This window comes from Weizmannia sp. FSL W8-0401, from assembly GCF_038009125.1.
Taxonomy (GTDB): Bacteria; Bacillota; Bacilli; order Bacillales; family Bacillaceae_C; genus Weizmannia; species Weizmannia coagulans.
Genome location: NZ_JBBPAG010000001.1, coordinates 2,034,308 through 2,051,525, shown reverse-complemented (window position 1 = coordinate 2,051,525; position 17,218 = coordinate 2,034,308). Strand labels below are relative to the sequence as shown.

17 protein-coding genes and 1 riboswitch are annotated in these 17,218 nt (G+C 48.4%); of the genes, 16 read left to right on the top strand and 1 reads right to left on the bottom strand.

Annotated features, from left to right (window positions below; translation table 11 throughout):
• Positions 1–133: 133 nt before the first annotated feature.
• The 8 genes from NSU00_RS10040 to NSU00_RS10005 all read left to right on the top strand — a co-directional run bounded on the left by NSU00_RS10040 (position 134) and on the right by NSU00_RS10005 (position 9,245).
• Positions 134–1,831: an AMP-binding protein gene (locus tag NSU00_RS10040; RefSeq protein ID WP_019720775.1), complete on the top strand. Its 1,698-nt coding sequence runs from the start codon at positions 134–136 to the stop codon at positions 1,829–1,831.
• A gap of 142 nt (positions 1,832–1,973) precedes the next feature.
• Positions 1,974–2,567 carry a TetR/AcrR family transcriptional regulator gene (locus NSU00_RS10035; protein ID WP_029142316.1) on the top strand — a complete coding sequence of 198 codons (594 nt, stop codon included), beginning with the start codon at positions 1,974–1,976 and terminating at the stop codon, positions 2,565–2,567.
• A gap of 34 nt (positions 2,568–2,601) precedes the next feature.
• On the top strand, positions 2,602–3,375 hold the full coding sequence (locus NSU00_RS10030) for an enoyl-CoA hydratase (RefSeq protein WP_340703629.1): 774 nt from the start codon (positions 2,602–2,604) through the stop codon (positions 3,373–3,375).
• A 61-nt stretch (positions 3,376–3,436) separates the two neighbouring features.
• Positions 3,437–4,210, top strand: coding sequence for an electron transfer flavoprotein subunit beta/FixA family protein (locus NSU00_RS10025; RefSeq protein WP_013859871.1), 774 nt, complete (start codon positions 3,437–3,439; stop codon positions 4,208–4,210).
• A gap of 30 nt (positions 4,211–4,240) precedes the next feature.
• Positions 4,241–5,221 carry an electron transfer flavoprotein subunit alpha/FixB family protein gene (locus tag NSU00_RS10020; protein WP_019720778.1) on the top strand — a complete coding sequence of 327 codons (981 nt, stop codon included), beginning with the start codon at positions 4,241–4,243 and terminating at the stop codon, positions 5,219–5,221.
• 185 nt (positions 5,222–5,406) lie between these two features.
• Positions 5,407–5,721 carry a thioredoxin gene (trxA, locus tag NSU00_RS10015; protein ID WP_013859869.1) on the top strand — a complete coding sequence of 105 codons (315 nt, stop codon included), beginning with the start codon at positions 5,407–5,409 and terminating at the stop codon, positions 5,719–5,721.
• A gap of 105 nt (positions 5,722–5,826) precedes the next feature.
• Positions 5,827–7,599, top strand: coding sequence for an excinuclease ABC subunit UvrC (gene uvrC, locus NSU00_RS10010; protein ID WP_013859868.1), 1,773 nt, complete (start codon positions 5,827–5,829; stop codon positions 7,597–7,599).
• A gap of 102 nt (positions 7,600–7,701) precedes the next feature.
• A riboswitch (Lysine riboswitch) is annotated at positions 7,702–7,879 on the top strand.
• 136 nt (positions 7,880–8,015) lie between these two features.
• Entirely contained in the window at positions 8,016–9,245 is a 1,230-nt protein-coding gene (locus tag NSU00_RS10005) for an aspartate kinase (RefSeq protein ID WP_013859866.1), read from the top strand.
• Positions 9,246–9,284: 39 nt separating this feature from the next.
• On the opposite strand, the gene NSU00_RS10000 is transcribed toward NSU00_RS10005, so the two are convergent.
• Positions 9,285–9,743: a YslB family protein gene (locus tag NSU00_RS10000; RefSeq protein WP_019720780.1), complete on the bottom strand. Its 459-nt coding sequence runs from the start codon at positions 9,741–9,743 to the stop codon at positions 9,285–9,287.
• Between the two features lie 428 nt (positions 9,744–10,171).
• Between NSU00_RS10000 and NSU00_RS09995 the strand changes: the two genes are divergently transcribed.
• The 8 genes from NSU00_RS09995 (at position 10,172) to NSU00_RS09960 (ending at position 17,146) form a co-directional block, all read left to right on the top strand.
• A complete protein-coding gene (locus NSU00_RS09995) occupies positions 10,172–10,780 on the top strand; it encodes a succinate dehydrogenase cytochrome b558 subunit (protein ID WP_017553822.1) in 609 nt (202 codons plus the stop codon).
• Positions 10,781–10,851: 71 nt separating this feature from the next.
• Positions 10,852–12,603: a succinate dehydrogenase flavoprotein subunit gene (gene sdhA / locus NSU00_RS09990; protein WP_340703628.1), complete on the top strand. Its 1,752-nt coding sequence runs from the start codon at positions 10,852–10,854 to the stop codon at positions 12,601–12,603.
• 72 nt (positions 12,604–12,675) lie between these two features.
• Positions 12,676–13,443, top strand: a complete 768-nt coding sequence (gene sdhB, locus NSU00_RS09985) for a succinate dehydrogenase iron-sulfur subunit (RefSeq protein ID WP_340703627.1) — start codon at positions 12,676–12,678, stop codon at positions 13,441–13,443.
• Between the two features lie 98 nt (positions 13,444–13,541).
• Positions 13,542–14,018, top strand: a complete 477-nt coding sequence (locus tag NSU00_RS09980) for an acyl-CoA thioesterase (protein WP_013859860.1) — start codon at positions 13,542–13,544, stop codon at positions 14,016–14,018.
• A 354-nt stretch (positions 14,019–14,372) separates the two neighbouring features.
• Complete coding sequence (locus NSU00_RS09975) at positions 14,373–14,597, top strand: helix-turn-helix domain-containing protein (RefSeq protein ID WP_014097816.1); 225 nt, start codon at positions 14,373–14,375, stop codon at positions 14,595–14,597.
• 637 nt (positions 14,598–15,234) lie between these two features.
• On the top strand, positions 15,235–15,534 hold the full coding sequence (locus NSU00_RS09970; protein ID WP_019720898.1) for a DUF1648 domain-containing protein: 300 nt from the start codon (positions 15,235–15,237) through the stop codon (positions 15,532–15,534).
• 12 nt (positions 15,535–15,546) lie between these two features.
• The gene (locus tag NSU00_RS09965; protein ID WP_118497796.1) at positions 15,547–16,635 is read left to right on the top strand and encodes a DUF2157 domain-containing protein; all 1,089 of its coding nucleotides are present in this window, start codon (positions 15,547–15,549) and stop codon (positions 16,633–16,635) included.
• Entirely contained in the window at positions 16,628–17,146 is a 519-nt protein-coding gene (locus NSU00_RS09960) for a GDYXXLXY domain-containing protein (RefSeq protein ID WP_328013897.1), read from the top strand. Before NSU00_RS09965 ends, NSU00_RS09960 begins: the two co-directional genes overlap by 8 nt.
• Positions 17,147–17,218: the final 72 nt, after the last annotated feature.

The following is a 17,218-nucleotide window of genomic DNA, read 5'->3' as shown; positions in this document are numbered from 1 at the left end:
GTTGCAGATTAACCCGTAACAAGGAGAAGGAGCGTATCCTTCTCCTGTTTCGGCTGCAAACAATTGTCAGCGGTTTCAATTTTCGTTATAATAAAATAAGTCAATAAAAAATGCAAAAATGGAGTTGATGCAAATGACAGACAGGCCATGGCTGTCCCAATATCCGCCGGAAATACCCGGTTCTCTTACGTATCCGCGAAAACCGGTTTGTGCATTTTTAACCGAAGCAGCTGAGCAGTATCCTGACAAAAAAGCGCTCCATTTTATGGGGAAAGAAATGACATACCGTGAAGTGTACGAAGCTGCGCTCAAATTTGCCGGGTATTTAAAAAAACTCGGAGTGGAAAAAGGCGACAGGGTTGCCGTGCTGCTCCCGAATTCCCCGCAGGCCGTCATCGGGTTTTACGGCATCCTTTACACGGGCGGGATAGCCGTCATGGCGAATCCGCTGTATACGGAAAGGGAACTGGAATACCAGCTGAAAGACTCCGGCGCGAAGGCCATCCTGACGGTTGATTTCCTGTATCCGGCAGTGGCAAAAGTGTTTGAGAAAACCGATCTCGAACATATTATTGTAACCGCTATCAGCGATTATTTGCCTTTTCCCAAAAACGTCATCTACCCGTTTATGCAGAAAAAGCAAACGGGCGTCACAGTACGGGTTCAGCACGGCGGGCACCATCACTTGCTAAAGAACATCATGAAGGAAGAAATTCCGGAACCGCTTGACACGCCGTTCGATATCGAAGAGGACCTTGCGATTCTCCAGTACACCGGCGGCACAACCGGCGTGCCAAAAGGGGTTATGCTGACGCATCTGAATTTGATTGCAAACGCGACGATGTGCGATGCCTGGATGTACAGGACCAAAAAAGGAGAAGAAGTGGTGCTCGGCATGCTTCCGTTTTTCCACGTGTATGGCATGACGACCGTGCTGATTCTTTCTGTCATGCAGGGCTTTAAAATGATTTTAATTCCGCGCTTTGATGCGGAGTCGCTGCTGAAGACGATCGAAAAACAGCGGCCGACCCTGTTTCCGGGTGCGCCAACCATTTATATCGGGCTTTTAAACCACCCGAAAATCAAGGAATATGATTTGTCATCGATTGAAGCATGCATCAGCGGTTCTGCCCCGCTGCCGGTAGAAGTCCAGCAGAAATTTGAAGAGGCAACCGGCGGCAAGCTTGTGGAAGGGTATGGCCTCAGTGAATCGTCTCCCGTCACCCATGCCAATTTTGTATGGGGAAAACGCGTCAAAGGTAGCATCGGCGTGCCATGGCCGGATACGGACTGCGAAATCCGGTCGCTCGAAGACGGCAGGCCGTTGCCGCCCGGTGAAGTCGGCGAGCTGGCGGTAAAAGGGCCGCAAGTGATGAAAGGCTACTGGAACCGCCCGGAAGAAACGCAGGAAGTGCTGAAAGACGGGTGGCTGTTTACGGGGGACCTGGCTTATATGGACGAAGAAGGTTATTTTTATATTGTCGACCGGAAAAAAGACATCATCATTGCAGGCGGCTATAATATTTATCCGCGCGAAGTAGAAGAAGTGCTGTATGAGCACCCTGCCGTCCAGGAAGCCGTGGTGGCCGGCGTGCCGCACCCGTACCGCGGGGAAACCGTCAAAGCCTATATTGTGCTGAAAGAGAATATGGCAGTAACGGAAGAAGAACTGGACCGGTTTGCGCGCCAATATCTGGCGGCCTATAAAGTCCCGCGCATTTACGAATTCCGGGATGAACTGCCGAAAACGGCCGTCGGGAAAATTTTGCGGCGCTCATTGGTTGCAGAAGAAAAAGAAAAGATGGAAAATGAAGGAGAGAAGATCGGTTAAGGAAAATTTTTTATAAACAGGACTTGACAAATGCTGCATTCCTGTATAATATGAAAATATGAATGAATGGTCATTCATTTTCCGGCCGCCATCAAACCGGCCGGCCAAATTGACAGATCATGAGATTGAAAGGTGATAGCCCGTGAGGAAAAACAGGCCAAAGTACAAACAAATTATTGATGCAGCAGTGGTGGTTATCGCACAACACGGCTATCATCAGGCACAGGTTTCAAAAATTGCAAAACAGGCGGGCGTAGCGGACGGCACAATTTATTTGTATTTTAAAAACAAAGAAGATATCCTGATTTCTTTGTTTGAAGAAAAAATGCAGCTGTTTATCGAAAAGGTTTCCGAATATATTGCAGGGGACCTTTCCCCTTCCGAAAAGTTGCTCAAGATGATCGAAAACCACTTCAAAGTCCTTGCCGCCGACCACCATTTGGCGGTCGTGACCCAGCTGGAACTGCGGCAGACAAATTTAGACCTGCGGCTTAAAATCAACAGCGTGCTGAAAGAATATTTGACGCTCTTTGACCAAATCATCCGCGAAGGCATGGAAAAAGGCGAATTCGATTCCGGGCTTGACGTCCGGCTCGTCCGGCAGATGATTTTCGGGACAGTCGATGAAACGGTGACGACATGGGTGATGAATAAAGAAAAATACGACCTCGTTTCACTGGCTGCTCCCGTCCATCAATTGATCATTAACGGCTGCGGCAAAAAAACGGCGGTTTAATTGCCGCAGCTTTCACAAGGGGGTTGGAGACGGGATGGAATTTATTACGATCAAACGGGAAAATGCGGTTGCCTGCATTGAAATGAACAGGCCGCCCGCCAACGCGCTTGCGCAGGCCCTTTTAAAAGAACTTGCGCAAGCGTTTGGACAGCTTGAAAACGATCCTGAAACCCGGGTCGTGCTCCTTTACGGGAAAGGAAGATTTTTCTCGGCGGGAGCGGATATTAAAGAATTTGTCCAATTAAGGGAATCCGGCGGCTCCGATGCGATAGCGGTTTCCGGCCAGGAATTGTTCGAAAAAGTGGAAGCGTTCCCGAAACCGGTCATCGCCGCAATCCACGGCGCGGCACTTGGCGGCGGGCTCGAACTTGCGATGGCATGCCATATCCGGCTTGTCACAGAAAATGCGAAGCTCGGCCTTCCGGAACTGAGCCTCGGGCTTGTGCCGGGTTTTGCCGGAACGCAGCGGCTGCCAAAGTATATCGGGCGCGGCAAAGCGTTTGAAATGCTGTGGACAAGCGAACCGCTGACCGGAACGGAGGCCGTGCAGCAGGGGCTTGCAAACCATGCTTATAAGGAAGAGGAACTGCTCTCGAAAGCAAAGGCGCTGGCTGAAAAAATTGCAAAGAAAAGCCCGCTGGCCCTGAAAGCCTCTATTGAACTCGTCAATTATGCAAAAACAAATGATTACGAAAAAGGCTTGGAGCAGGAATCCGCACGTTTTCTTGAGCTGTTCGGCTCAAAAGATGCAGAGGAAGGTATCAAAGCTTTTATTGAAAAAAGGGAACCGCGTTTTACAGGGGCATAACATTTTTATTTTGTATGCGCTTAAATGATTTTATTTTTTAACGATTCAGGGAGGGAACGGCATGAATATCTTCGTATTATTAAAACGGACCTTTGACACAGAAGAAAAGATTGCAATTGCAAACGGCCGCATCCAGGATGACGGGGCGGAATATATCATCAACCCGTACGATGAATACGCCGTTGAAGAGGCCATCCAGGTGCGGGATGCCCAGGGCGGCGAAGTCACAGTGGTCACAGTCGGCAATGAAGATGCCGAAAAGCAATTGCGGACGGCGCTTGCGATGGGTGTGGATAAAGCAGTCCTCATTAATATTGAAGACGATGTGGAAGCAAGCGACCAGGTCACAACGTCAAAAGTGCTTGCCGCTTATTTGAAAGAGCAGGAACCAGACCTCATTATCGGCGGGAATGTCGCCATTGACAACGCTTCCGGACAGGTCGGCCCGCGGGTGGCGGAGTTGCTCGGCATCCCGTATGTAACGACAATTACCAATCTGGAAATTGACGGCGGCAAAGCGACGGTCACAAGAGATGTCGAAGGGGATTCCGAAATCATTGAAACGGACCTTCCGCTGCTCGTCACAGCGCAGCAGGGCTTAAATGAGCCGCGTTATCCTTCGCTACCGGGGATCATGAAAGCGAAGAAAAAACCGCTTGAAGAACTGGAACTGGATGATCTTGACCTTGAAGAAGAAGACGTGGAGCCGAAAACCAAAACCATCGAGGTTTACCTGCCGCCGAAAAAAGAAGCAGGAAAAGTGCTTGAAGGCGAAATCGCCGACCAGGTAAAAGAACTTGTCCAATTATTGCATGCCGAAGCAAAAGTGATTTAAGCGAAGAAACCGGAAATGGAGGGGATCAGCATGAGTCGAAAAGTATTAGTAGTGGGCGAAGTCCGTGACGGGTCGCTCCGCAATGTATCATATGAAACCATTGCTGCCGGAAAAACGGTAGCGGAAGGCGGGGAAGTAGTCGGCGTTTTGATCGGGGACGCTGTGAAAGATTTGGGGAAAGACATGATTCAATACGGTGCTGACCGTGTTGCCGTGGTGGAAGACGAGAAGCTGAAAAGCTATTCTTCAGACGGTTTTTCCCAAGCATTGCTTGCGGTTGTCGAATCTGAAAAGCCGGACAGCATCTTAATCGGCCATACGGCGCTTGGTAAAGACCTGGCCCCAAAAGTAGCGGCTAAATTGGATGCCGGCCTGATTTCGGATGCGACCGCAGTGGAATCAGCCGGAGAACATGTCGTCTTTACCCGCCCGATTTACTCCGGCAAAGCGTTTGAGAAAAAGATCGTAACAGACGGGATCATCTTTGCGACCATCCGGCCGAACAACATCAGCCCGCTTGAAAAAGATGAATCGCGGACAGGGGATATCGAAACCGTCCAGGCGGAAATTAAAGATTTGCGCACGGTCATCAAAGAAGTAGTCCGGAAAGTAAGTGAAGGGGTTGACCTTTCGGAAGCGAAAGTCATCGTTTCAGGCGGCCGCGGCGTGAAAAGTGCGGACGGCTTCAAACCGCTGAAAGAGCTTGCCGATGTGCTCGGCGGCGCGGTTGGGGCTTCGCGCGGCGCATGTGACGCCGGATACTGCGATTATTCCCTGCAAATCGGGCAGACGGGCAAAGTGGTGACACCGGATTTGTATATCGCATGCGGCATTTCCGGCGCCATCCAGCATTTGGCCGGCATGTCCAACTCAAAAGTCATTGTGGCCATTAACAAAGATCCGGAAGCAAACATCTTCAACGTAGCGGACTACGGCATCGTCGGCGACCTGTTCGAAGTGGTCCCGCTTCTCACGGAAGAAATCAAAAAACTGAAAGTCACATCGGCGTAAATCCCGGGCCCGGACGAAAAAAATCGTTCCGGGCCTGTTTTCTGTTGGATATTCGCGGAAAAAGGGTATAAAATAATAAAATCATTACTGCTTACCCGGACCGGACAAATTGTTCGCAACATATGATAAAGGATGATATACTAATCCCAAGCAGTAATAGTTTGATTTAGGAGGGGTCTTTCAATATGGCAATTACACATGCTACCGACGCGACTTTCGATCAGGAAGTCAGCCAAGGTTTGGTATTAACGGATTTTTGGGCAACATGGTGCGGCCCGTGCAAAATGATTGCACCGGTACTTGAAGAAATCGATGCTGAAATGGGCGACAAGGTGAAAATTGTCAAAGTGGACGTTGACGAGAACCAGGAAACGGCCAGCAAATTCGGCATCATGAGCATTCCGACCCTTGTTCTCATGAAAGACGGCAAACCGGTCGACAAAGTGATCGGTTACCAGCCGAAAGAAGCTTTGCAAGAATTAGTGAACAAACATTTATAATACAATAAACGCGCGGCTTCAAGCCGTGAGCAAATGCATTTTAAAATCCGGACCGGCTGTGGTCCGGGTTTTTTACAGAACGCAGGATTTTGAGGTGAAGAAAAATTGAACGAAACGATCCGCAATAAACTTGCCCTCCTGCCCGCCCAGCCCGGCTGCTACTTAATGAAAGACAGACAGGGGACCATCATTTATGTCGGGAAGGCCAAAATTTTAAAAAACCGTGTCCGCTCTTACTTTTCCGGTTCGCATGACGCAAAAACGCAGCGGCTTGTCAGCGAGATCGAAGACTTTGAGTATATTGTCACTTCTTCCAATATTGAAGCCCTTATTCTTGAAATCAACTTAATCAAAAAGCATGACCCGAAATACAACATCATGTTAAAAGATGATAAAACATACCCGTATATTAAGCTGACCCATGAACGCCACCCGCGTCTGATCACCACCCGGAAAGTGAAGAAAGATAAGGGAAAATATTTTGGCCCGTATCCGAACGTGCAGGCGGCCAATGAAACAAAAAAGCTGCTGGACCGGTTGTATCCTTTGCGGAAATGCACCAATATGCCGGACCGCGTCTGCCTTTATTACCATTTGGGCCAGTGCCTTGCGCCGTGTGTCAATGAGGTGAAAGAAGAAACATACAAAGAGATCACCGACCAAATTACCCGCTTTTTGAACGGGGGCTACACGGAAATCAAAAAAGAACTGGAAGAAAAAATGCATGAGGCTGCTGAAAAACTTGAATTTGAGCGGGCAAAAGAATACCGCGACCAGATCGCCAATATTGAAATGACGATGGAAAAACAGAAAATTACCATGACCGATTTTACGGACCGCGACATTTTCGGCTACGCAGTGGATAAAGGCTGGATGTGTGTCCAGGTGTTTTTCATGCGCCAAGGAAAGCTGATTGAACGGGATGTCTCGCTTTTTCCGTCTTACGATGAGCCGGAAGAGGAATTTTTGAGCTATTTGGGGCAGTTTTACGCCAAACCGGAGCATATTAAGCCGAAAGAAGTGCTGATTACGGAAAAAGCAGACCGGGAACTGGCAGAACAACTGCTGGAAATCAAAGTGCTCCAGCCAAAAAAAGGCCAGAAACGGGAACTTGTGTTAATGGCCGAGAAAAACGCAAAGATTGCTTTGAAAGAAAAATTTGCGTTGATTGAACGGGACGAGGAACGGACGATCAAAGCCGTTGAAAATCTAGGCGAAAAGCTCGGCATCTATACGCCGCACCGGATTGAAGCGTTCGATAATTCGAATATCCAGGGGACAAACCCGGTTTCGGCGATGGTCGTGTTTGTGGACGGCAAGCCGGCAAAAAAAGAATACCGCAAATATAAAATCAAAACGGTGGAAGGGCCGGATGATTATGAATCGATGCGCGAAGTGATCCGCCGCCGTTACATCCGTGCCCTGAGGGAAAACTTGCCGCTTCCGGACCTCATCATCATTGACGGTGGAAAAGGGCAAATTGACGCGGCAAGGGATGTGCTCGAAAATGAGCTCGGGCTTGAGATTCCGCTCGGCGGCCTGGCAAAGGATGAGAAGCACAATACATCGCAGCTTTTGTTCGGCAACCCGCTGGAAGTCGTGCCGCTCGGGCGGAACAGCCAGGAATTTTACCTGCTCCAGCGCATCCAGGATGAAGTGCACCGGTTTGCGATTACGTTCCACAGGGAATTGCGCGGAAAATCCGCATTTCAATCGGCGCTTGACGATATTCCGGGCATCGGGCCGAAACGGAAAAAACAACTGCTCCGCCACTTTGGTTCCTTAAAGAAAATGAAGCAAGCGAAGTTGGAAGAATTTGTGGAAGCGGGCATCCCGCGCCCGGTATCCGAAACATTAATCAAAAAATTACAAGAATAACCTAGCAGGGTTTTTCCGTATATGGTATAATCATGATAATTTCATATGGCAGGCTTTGTTTCAGACTTTCGGGAGCGGATATCCCGGCGTCCGGCAAAGCCGTTACATGATAGAGGCGCAAAACTTAAGAGTAAGGAACGGGAGAAGATTGGGCTTCCGGGATCGTTCCTGAAAGGAAGTTTTGCCGAAGTGGAAATGGCCTCAATGCCGTTTTTGCTGGTTCTGTACTGAAGAAGTCCGGAACTGTCAGGATGGAATGTCTTGGAGCGCTATCTCACAGGAATAACTGCGTACCCGCGTATGCAAAAGCGATGAGATATCCGTTCTCATTGCTTTTTTTAAATGGGCGCCAAGTTGCTTTGCTTTCAATCTGACAGCCTCATCTTACTTATAAACTGCAGAAGGTGGCGGAGTTATTGGGAATCATTGTTCAGAAATTCGGGGGAACTTCGGTTGGAAATGTGGAAAGGATCCGGAATACGGTCGACCGGATTATTGAAGAAAAGGAAAAAGGCCATGATGTTGTCGTCGTTGTCTCCGCGATGGGCAAAACAACGGACCAGCTTGTCGGGCTTGCAAATGAACTTTCGGCGTATCCTGCAAAACGCGAAATGGATATGCTGCTTTCAACCGGCGAACAGGTGACGATTTCGCTTGTCGCCATGGCGCTGATCGATCGCGGCTACGATGCCGTTTCTTATACCGGTTGGCAGGCCGGCATTATAACGGAACCCGTGCACGGAAACGCCCGGATCACGGAAATCCGGACTGAAAAAATCAAATCCCGTCTGGCAGCCGGGCAAATTGTCGTTGTCGCCGGGTTTCAGGGCATTACCCCGGAAGGCGAAATTGCGACGCTCGGCAGGGGCGGCTCGGATACAACGGCGGTGGCGCTTGCAGCAGCGCTTCATGCCGACCGCTGCCTGATCTACACGGATGTAACCGGCGTGTTTACGTCCGACCCGCGCTATATTCCGACTGCCCGGAAGCTTAAGGCTGTATCCTACGATGAGATGCTTGAACTGGCGAGCCTCGGGGCGGGCGTCCTGCATGCAAGGGCGGTGGAGTTTGCCAAAAATGCGGCTGTGCCGCTGATCGTTTGTTCGAGCCTTGAAAGGGAGGAAGGCACGTTAATAGAGGAGGAAGTTTCGGTGGAAAAAAATTTAATTGTCCGCGGCGTTGCATTTGAAGACGGCATTACAAGGGTAACCATTTTCGGGCTGGAAAACGGCTTCCGGAATTTGCCGGATATATTCACGACACTGGCGGAACACCATATTGATGTCGATATCATCATCCAGAACCGGACGGCGGACCATAAAACATATTTATCATTTTCGATAAAAGATAAAGATCTAAAAGAAACGGCCGATCTTTTGGAAGCCGGGAAAGAAGCCCTCAGCATCGACCATTTTGAAACGGAAACCGGCCTCGCAAAAGTGTCCATCATCGGCTCGGGCATGGTTTCCAACCCAGGCGTTGCGGCAAAAATGTTCCAGGTTCTGGCCGACCACGGCATTGCGATTAAAATGATCAGCACGTCCGAGATCAAAGTATCCACCGTTGTCGATGCAAAAGAGATGGTCCGGGCCGCCCGGTGCCTGCATGAAGCATTTGAACTGGATGCAGTGGAACAAAATATATGAAAATATGAAAAAGCAGGGGAGCCCCCTGCTTTTTCATATTTATTCCTCGGCCGGGTCTTTCGCATCCCACTGCACGGTGATCCGGATTTTTTTTGCCTTTTTCGCAACTTCTTCCACAGCTTCCGTGATCAGTTTTTTCTGCATCTGGTACTGCTCGGCCAAAAACCCGGCTTCAAGCTTGAATGTCGGTTCTGCGCCTGCGCCCATATCCAGCTGCCGTTCAATCATCGGCCCGGATAACTCAAATTCAATATGATATTTCTCTTCTTTTTTGATTGACAACGTTCCCCAGCCTGCCTCTTTGAAAAAAGAAACCATTTCTTCATAGGTAAGCAACTGGAATTTTCTTGCCAAATGTTTTCCCGCCCAGTACAGAATATCCGGCGTTTCCTTGCCGAGTATATCCGGAATTAATATATTGCGCAACAGCTCATATCCGAATGCGGGCACCATCAGCTGTTCCGCAACGGTTTGTTCATTTCCGCCAGAAGATTTCACGCAATTCCCCTCTTTCTATATGCTATATTATATACAAAATAAAACCGGACTTAAAAGCATTTTTTAAGTATACACAAAAATAAAGGGAACTTTTTCCGCCGGTTTCCGCGTTATACGGGGAAGTGGTACCGGTTGCGGTAAAATCCGATGAAAAAAGACAAGCCTTGGATAAAAATTCCTTTTTTATGCAAAAGCATATGGCAAAAGAGCTATACTGAAAAAATTTTAAAAAAATGGAAGAAAGACTGACAAATATGACAAATAAACGGCATTTTCATCGCAAATTCATGAATGCGTTTCCTTGACGCGCCCATTTGTCGGGAGTACAATAAAACTGTCACATAATTGTTATAAAATATTTATGCGGGAGGAAGCTATGCAAAATTTGTCTTCTTTGCATAAATTCACACTACAAAGGGGGATACAATGTGGCTGGAAATCGAGAGTTTTATAACCGCAAACTGCATTCTTTGCTGGGTGTTGTACCCATCGGCTTATTTTTAGTCATCCACTTGACCGTAAACCACTATGCGGTAAACGGTGCTGCTGCCTTCAATAAAGCAGCCGGTTTTATGGAAAACCTGCCGTTCCTGCTTTTTGTGGAAGTAGTATTCATTTATCTGCCGCTTCTGTTCCATGCAATTTACGGCTTATACATTTCGTTTACGGCATCGAGCAATGTCGGCACGATGGGCTACTTCCGGAACTGGATGTACCTATTGCAAAGAATCAGCGGTGTGCTGGTCCTGATCTTTCTCGTATTTCACATCTATGAAACACGCATTCAAATGGCGCTTGGCAAGGAATTGAATTTTGATCTGATGGCAAATCTTTTAGCAAATCGTTGGATGCTCGCCTGGTACATAATTGGGACAGTGGCTGCCATTTTCCACTTTGCCAACGGTCTCTGGTCGTTCCTGGTCAGCTGGGGCATTACACAGTCACGCCGGTCACAGCAAATTTCCACATATGTGATGATCGTGGTCTTTGTGCTGCTTTCCGTTGTCGGCGTCAGGGCTTTATTAGCATTTGCATAATGAAAAGACTCGAAAAATAGCAGTTTACTGGTTTGTAAGAGGCATCAAGTATGAAAAGGGAGTGAATCAAGTTGGCTAATGGCAAAATCATTGTTGTCGGCGGAGGGCTTGCCGGTTTGATGGCGACTGTAAAAATTGCAGAAGCAGGCCGGCAGGTTGATCTGTTTTCTTTAGTGCCGGTAAAAAGGTCGCACTCTGTTTGCGCACAGGGCGGCATTAACGGCGCTGTCAATACAAAAGGGGAAGGGGATTCGCCATGGATCCACTTTGACGATACGGTATACGGGGGCGACTTCCTTGCCAACCAGCCGCCGGTAAAAGCGATGTGCGAAGCGGCGCCGGGGATTATCCACTTGTTTGACCGGATGGGTGTCATGTTCAACCGCACGCCGGAAGGGCTTTTGGACTTCAGGCGTTTCGGCGGCACCCAGCACCACCGCACAGCATTTGCAGGCGCGACAACCGGCCAGCAGCTTTTATACGCATTGGATGAACAGGTAAGGCGCCATGAAGTGGACGGGCTTGTCACGAAATACGAAGGCTGGGAATTTCTCGGCATTATCAAAGACGATGAAGGCATCTGCCGCGGCATTGTTTCGCAAAACCTGACCACAATGGAAATCAAAGCTTTTCCTGCGGATGCTGTCATTATGGCATCAGGCGGCCTTGGCATTATTTTCGGGAAGTCGACCAACTCGATGATCAATACCGGATCGGCGGCTTCTATTGTATACCAGCAGGGCGCAACGTACGCGAACGGCGAATTTATCCAGATCCACCCGACTGCCATCCCGGGTGATGACAAACTGCGGCTGATGAGTGAATCCGCACGCGGGGAAGGCGGGCGCATCTGGACGTACAAAGATGGCAAACCGTGGTATTTCCTGGAAGAAAAATATCCGGTATACGGGAACCTCGTGCCGCGCGATATTGCAACCCGTGAAATTTTCCATGTCTGCGTGGACTTGAAACTCGGAATTAACGGCGAGAACATGGTCTATCTCGATTTGTCGCACAAAGATCCGCATGAACTGGACGTTAAACTGGGCGGGATTATTGAAATCTATGAAAAATTTGTCGGGGATGACCCGCATAAAGTGCCGATGAAAGTATTCCCGGCCGTCCACTATTCCATGGGCGGATTATGGGTGGACTATAAGCAGCATACGAGCATTCCGGGGCTGTTCGCAGCAGGCGAATGCGACTACTCGATGCACGGCGCGAACCGCTTAGGGGCAAACTCCCTGCTTTCTGCCATCTATGGCGGGATGGTAGCCGGGCCTGAAGCTGTCAACTACATCGACGGGCTTGAAAAGAGCGCGGATGCACTGCCGTCAACCGTCTTTGAACGTGCTGTCCAGGAACAGGAGAAAAAATGGAACGATATATTGTCGCTTGACGGAACCGAAAATGCCTATGTGTTGCATAAGGAACTGGGCGAATGGATGACAGACAATGTGACGGTTGTCCGTTACAATGACCGTCTGAAGAAAACGGACGAAAAGATTCAGGAATTAATGGAAAGATGGAAAAATATTAATGTTGTAGATACATCGAAATGGAGCAACCAGGCGGCTTCGTTTACACGGCAGCTGTATAACATGCTGCAGCTGGCGCGCGTCATTACGATCGGCGCCCTGAACCGTAATGAAAGCCGCGGCGCCCACTATAAACCTGATTTTCCGGACCGCAACGACGAAGAATGGCTGAAAACGACGATGGCAAATTATGACCCTGTGAACAATGAGCCGGTTTTCAGCTATGAAGATGTGGATGTATCGCTGATCAAGCCGCGCGTGCGCGACTACACGAAGAAGCACTGATTCGGATCGGGCGAAAGCGGACTTTTTCCGGCTTTTGCCCGGGTGATTTCATAAGGAAAGAGGAGAATAAGGATGGGTGAACAAAAAACCGTTACATTTATCATACAACGCCAGGATAATCCGGAATCAGAACCATACGACGAAACGTTTGAAGTTCCGTACCGGCCGAATATGAATGTCATTTCGGCCCTGATGGAAATCCGCCGGAATCCGGTCAATGCCAAAGGGGAAAAAACAACACCTGTTGTTTGGGAAATGAACTGTTTGGAAGAAGTTTGCGGCGCCTGTTCCATGGTGATTAACGGCAAGCCGCGCCAGGCTTGTTCAGCGCTTGTGGACAAACTGGAGCAGCCGATCCGCCTTGCCCCGATGCGGACCTTCCCGGTTGTAAGAGATTTGCAAATTGACCGCAGCCGCATGTTCGACTCGCTGAAAAAAGTGAAAGCCTGGATTCCGATTGACGGCACTTACGACTTAGGGGAAGGGCCGCGCATGCCGGAGAAAAAAAGGCAGTGGGCTTATGAACTGGCAAAATGCATGACGTGCGGCGTATGTTTGGAAGCCTGCCCGAATGTCAACAGCCGTTCAAACTTTATCGGGCCGGCCCCGCTTTCGCAAGTACGGTTATTTAATGCGCACCCGACCGGCCATATGAACCGTGATGAACGGCTTGAAGCGATCATGGTTGACGGCGGCCTTGCCAATTGTGGCAACGCGCAAAACTGTGTGCAAGTCTGCCCGAAAGGTATCCCGCTGACAACATCCATCGCAGCGTTAAACCGTGAAACAACTATTTATATGTTTAAAAAATTCTTTGGCAGTGACCATACGGTTGACTAATGCCGAAAGTGCCACATCAAAGCGGAAACAGTACGATGTGGCGCTCTTTTTCAAACAAAAAATGAATGGCTATTCACTCATTAAAAGGAGGCATTCCATTGAAAAAACATATCTCTTATATTGATGACTGGGACGCCTGGGAAGAAGGATTTTCGTTTTATCTCCCGGTGACGGTCCGTTTTTCCGAAACCGATATGTTCGGCCATATGAACAATACCGTTCCGTTTATTTATTTTGAACAAGCGCGGATTGAATTTCTCCAGCAGCTCGGGTTTATGGGCGACTGGGCAAAAAGAGGCACCGGATCCATCCCGGTCGTGGCGGATTTGCAGTGTGATTTTTTGCAGCAGGTTTTTTTCAATGACAAGCTCCGCATTTATGTAAAAGTCTCGAAAATCGGCAATTCGTCCGTTGACTTGCACTATATGGCGAAAAATGAAGCGGATGAAATCTGTTTTACCGGGCGCGGGACAATGGTGCAAATTTCGGCCGCAACCGGAAAAGGAAAACCGTGGACGGCGGAAGAAAAAGCGAGATTCGCCGACCCGCAAGCTTATGTCTCATCCGGCAACTGAACGAAAGAGTCCATCCCGCCGTATAATATAAACTTAAGTGCGTGCGTTGGGGATTAATTCGAGCGGAGAAAAGAGCGGCAATACGTGGTATTTTTTACAACAATTGCTTGCCTGCTTTGCCGTCTTCGTACAGGCCATAAACAGAATCCATAACTGCCAGTTTACAATGCCGGATAATGCTTCATTCTTCTTTTGCACAGAAAGGATTTCCGGTATCCGCCCTTTTTTGCTGATTTGTGCTGTTCCTTGCCTCGCCAAGTCACTCCCGGCTGCGCTAAAACATAAGATATTGTGACAACCAAAATACCCATCCCCGCGGTTTAGAGCTGGCGAAGGCAAGGAGGGTTATCATAGTTGAAGGACAACGATTTCACACATAAACCGCTGCTGACAAAAAGAGAAAAAGAAGTATTCGAGCTGTTAGTACAAGACAAGACAACAAAAGAAATCGCAAGCGAATTGTTTATCAGCGAAAAAACAGTTCGAAATCATATTTCCAATGCCATGCAGAAATTGGGAGTCAAGGGGCGCTCGCAAGCTGTTGTTGAATTACTCCGCATGGGGGAATTAAAGCTTTGAAACAAAATCGGCTGCAATGTTGCAGTCGATTTTGTGGTTTAAAGAGGGGGAGAGAAACGGAAGGATCTGCGGATAAAGCGTTTACTCTTTTTGACTCCGATTTTTACATTTTTCATATTTTTAGATGAAGCTGGAAATTTGCCGGCGGTTTTAGTAAAATGGCCACAAGCGCACGAAGCGGAATCGTTTTCAATGGTGCCTTTAAATGAAACTCCGGACGACAATCGATCATGTTAGTAAAAGGCGGGGCGTCCAGACGCCGGATACCGTATAAAAAAATCACGAGGCTTACGAAAACAAACGGCGTTGTTATCTCAAAAGACGGCATTAAAATTTTTTCCAAAGCCCTCATGAGGCAGTGTGAAGTTTTCTCCAAAGACGTTGGACGATTTGGCTTTAAATCAAACGCTGCTGCACCCAAATTTGCAAACAGACGCCCATGCCGAATGAATGCGGCACCAGCAGAAGGATGAAAGCCAGCCGGCGCATATTTTCAGGAGAGATTAATAGATTTATTCGCAAACATCGCAATTTAACATACAGGTGGACGATGCTTTGCCGGCATTTTGTTTCCGGCTTTTCCCACATGAAAACATCCGCCAAAATACAGTACAATCGCATGAAAGGATGTGTGTTGATGCGGCTTTTTCTCAAAGTGACGGATCCGGCATTTTTGTTTATTTTGATACTGGTTGCCATTCTTGTATCCCTGACCGGGTTTGCATTTGCGCCAGCGATCATTCCGATCCATTTTAACGGACATTTACGGCCGGACGGATTTATAAATAAATGGGCTGGTTTTTCCATTCTGCCTGCCGTGATGTTGCTTATCTGGCTGCCTTCAAGGAAAGGAAAGTCATACAAAGCGTCACTGTGCATTCTATTTTTATTTATCATCCATGTCTTGCTTGTCCTGTATGCGCTTTTTTCAAAATGAGGGGGAGTCAAAATGAAAAGAAAGATTGGCAGGAAAAATTATACATGGATGAAAAGCGAGCTTGCTTTTTTTGAAGAAAAGGGGACCATTACGCGTACGCAAAAGGACGAGATGCTCGCACAGTATGAGGTTTCCCGCGGGGTGAGCCTTGTCCGCATTCTTGTCACGGTCGGGGCCCTTTTGCTCGGGGCCGGCATTTTTAGCTTTATTGCCAGCAATTGGATCTATCTCGGCAAAACAGTCAAATTTCTCATCATCCTTGCTGCGATTGCAGGCGTGAACGGAGCGGCTATTAAATTGGAGAACAGCCATCCGAAAACAGCGCGCGGCTTGTACTTTCTCGGTGTCCTGTTTTTCGGGGCAGGCATTTTTCTCACCGGGCAAATTTTTAACCTTGGCGGCCCATTCGGCCAGGCATTTTTATGGTGGGGGATCGGGTCGCTGCCGATGGCCTATGTGCTGAAAGACAAATGGCTCTTCATTTTTGCCACAGTGCTTTTCCTTTTGTATTTGGATGCTGAAAATACCAGCATCGGGTACTTCGCTGTTCTCATCACCGCACTTTTGGCAGCATTCCTTTACTGGATAAATGAAAAAATGGTTGCTTCCCGGCTGCTGCTGTTTTTCGTAAACGCGCTTTCGATTGCTGTGCTGTCCGTATTTCTGTTTAAACTCAATGCGTTTTTCCCCGCATACGGACATTTGGCTGCCCTCCTGCTTCTCTTTGTTGCCGGCTTCGTTATGCTGCGATTGCCGGTTCAGGAAGCGTACAAAGAAGTGATGCGGCTGGAAGGCCATTTGCTTCACGGCTTGACGGGCATCCTGCTTACTTTTTCGTCTGTTTGGGAAGGCACGGTTTTTGGCAGCCATTTCAATTTAGCATTTTCCGTTGTGTACTTTTTGCTTGTCCTGTATTTTATCAAAACCGGCAGCCTTACCAATATCTTCATTCTCTGCATTTTTGTGCTGCGTTTTTACCTTGACTTTTCCTACGGCTTTTTGCCGAAATCCATTGTTTTCATCATTGGCGGCCTGATTTTTATCGGTTTTGGCTTTTATTTTGAAAAGCAGCGGAAAGAAGGGGGAAACGGCCATGCATGATCTGGTGAAAAGAGGGCTTGCTGCATTTGTTCCGATTGCCATTTTACTCGGGATGATTGTTCCGCCGTTATATACGGTTGCTGTCGGGGAACCGGTCAAATTGCGAATGGAGCCGGTGGACCCGACGGATGCCTTCAGGGGCGATTATATACAGGTGAATCTTGAAGCGGAAACGGTGCCGGAAAGCCGCCTGGACCGCAGTGCCATCGAGTATTTTGCGCGCCATAAAGGCGGGGAGCTGACCGTGTATGCCCTGCTTAAAAAAGATGAGGCAGGCATCTGCCATGTGAAAACCGTATCCGCCGAAAAGCCGCGGGGCGGAATATATTTAAAAGGGAAAGCTTGGGAAGACGGCGATCAAAAAGTGTATATTGATTATCATCTTGACAAATTTTTTGTGCCCCAGCATGCCGGAAAAGAAATCGAGCAGGCGGCAACAAAAGGGCGCGCTGTAGCAGTGGTGAAAATTTACCGCGGCCGTGCCGTTATCACGAATCTCGTAACCGAGTGACGGCTACCCGGCCGAATGCCTGCCGCATGTTTTTTCGCCCATAAAGGAAATGCCGGGTGAAAAATTCCCCTG

What these genes read in the sequence shown, in the direction of transcription:
- NSU00_RS10040 (WP_019720775.1), top strand. Translation starts at nt 134, where the DNA reads ATGACAGACAGGCCATGGCTGTCCCAATATCCGCCGGAAATACCCGGT.
- NSU00_RS10030 (WP_340703629.1), top strand. Translation starts at nt 2,602, where the DNA reads ATGGAATTTATTACGATCAAACGGGAAAATGCGGTTGCCTGCATTGAA.
- NSU00_RS10025 (WP_013859871.1), top strand. Translation starts at nt 3,437, where the DNA reads ATGAATATCTTCGTATTATTAAAACGGACCTTTGACACAGAAGAAAAG.
- NSU00_RS10020 (WP_019720778.1), top strand. Translation starts at nt 4,241, where the DNA reads ATGAGTCGAAAAGTATTAGTAGTGGGCGAAGTCCGTGACGGGTCGCTC.
- trxA (WP_013859869.1), top strand. Translation starts at nt 5,407, where the DNA reads ATGGCAATTACACATGCTACCGACGCGACTTTCGATCAGGAAGTCAGC.
- sdhB (WP_340703627.1), top strand. Translation starts at nt 12,676, where the DNA reads ATGGGTGAACAAAAAACCGTTACATTTATCATACAACGCCAGGATAAT.
- NSU00_RS09970 (WP_019720898.1), top strand. Translation starts at nt 15,235, where the DNA reads ATGCGGCTTTTTCTCAAAGTGACGGATCCGGCATTTTTGTTTATTTTG.
- NSU00_RS09965 (WP_118497796.1), top strand. Translation starts at nt 15,547, where the DNA reads ATGAAAAGAAAGATTGGCAGGAAAAATTATACATGGATGAAAAGCGAG.
- NSU00_RS09960 (WP_328013897.1), top strand. Translation starts at nt 16,628, where the DNA reads ATGCATGATCTGGTGAAAAGAGGGCTTGCTGCATTTGTTCCGATTGCC.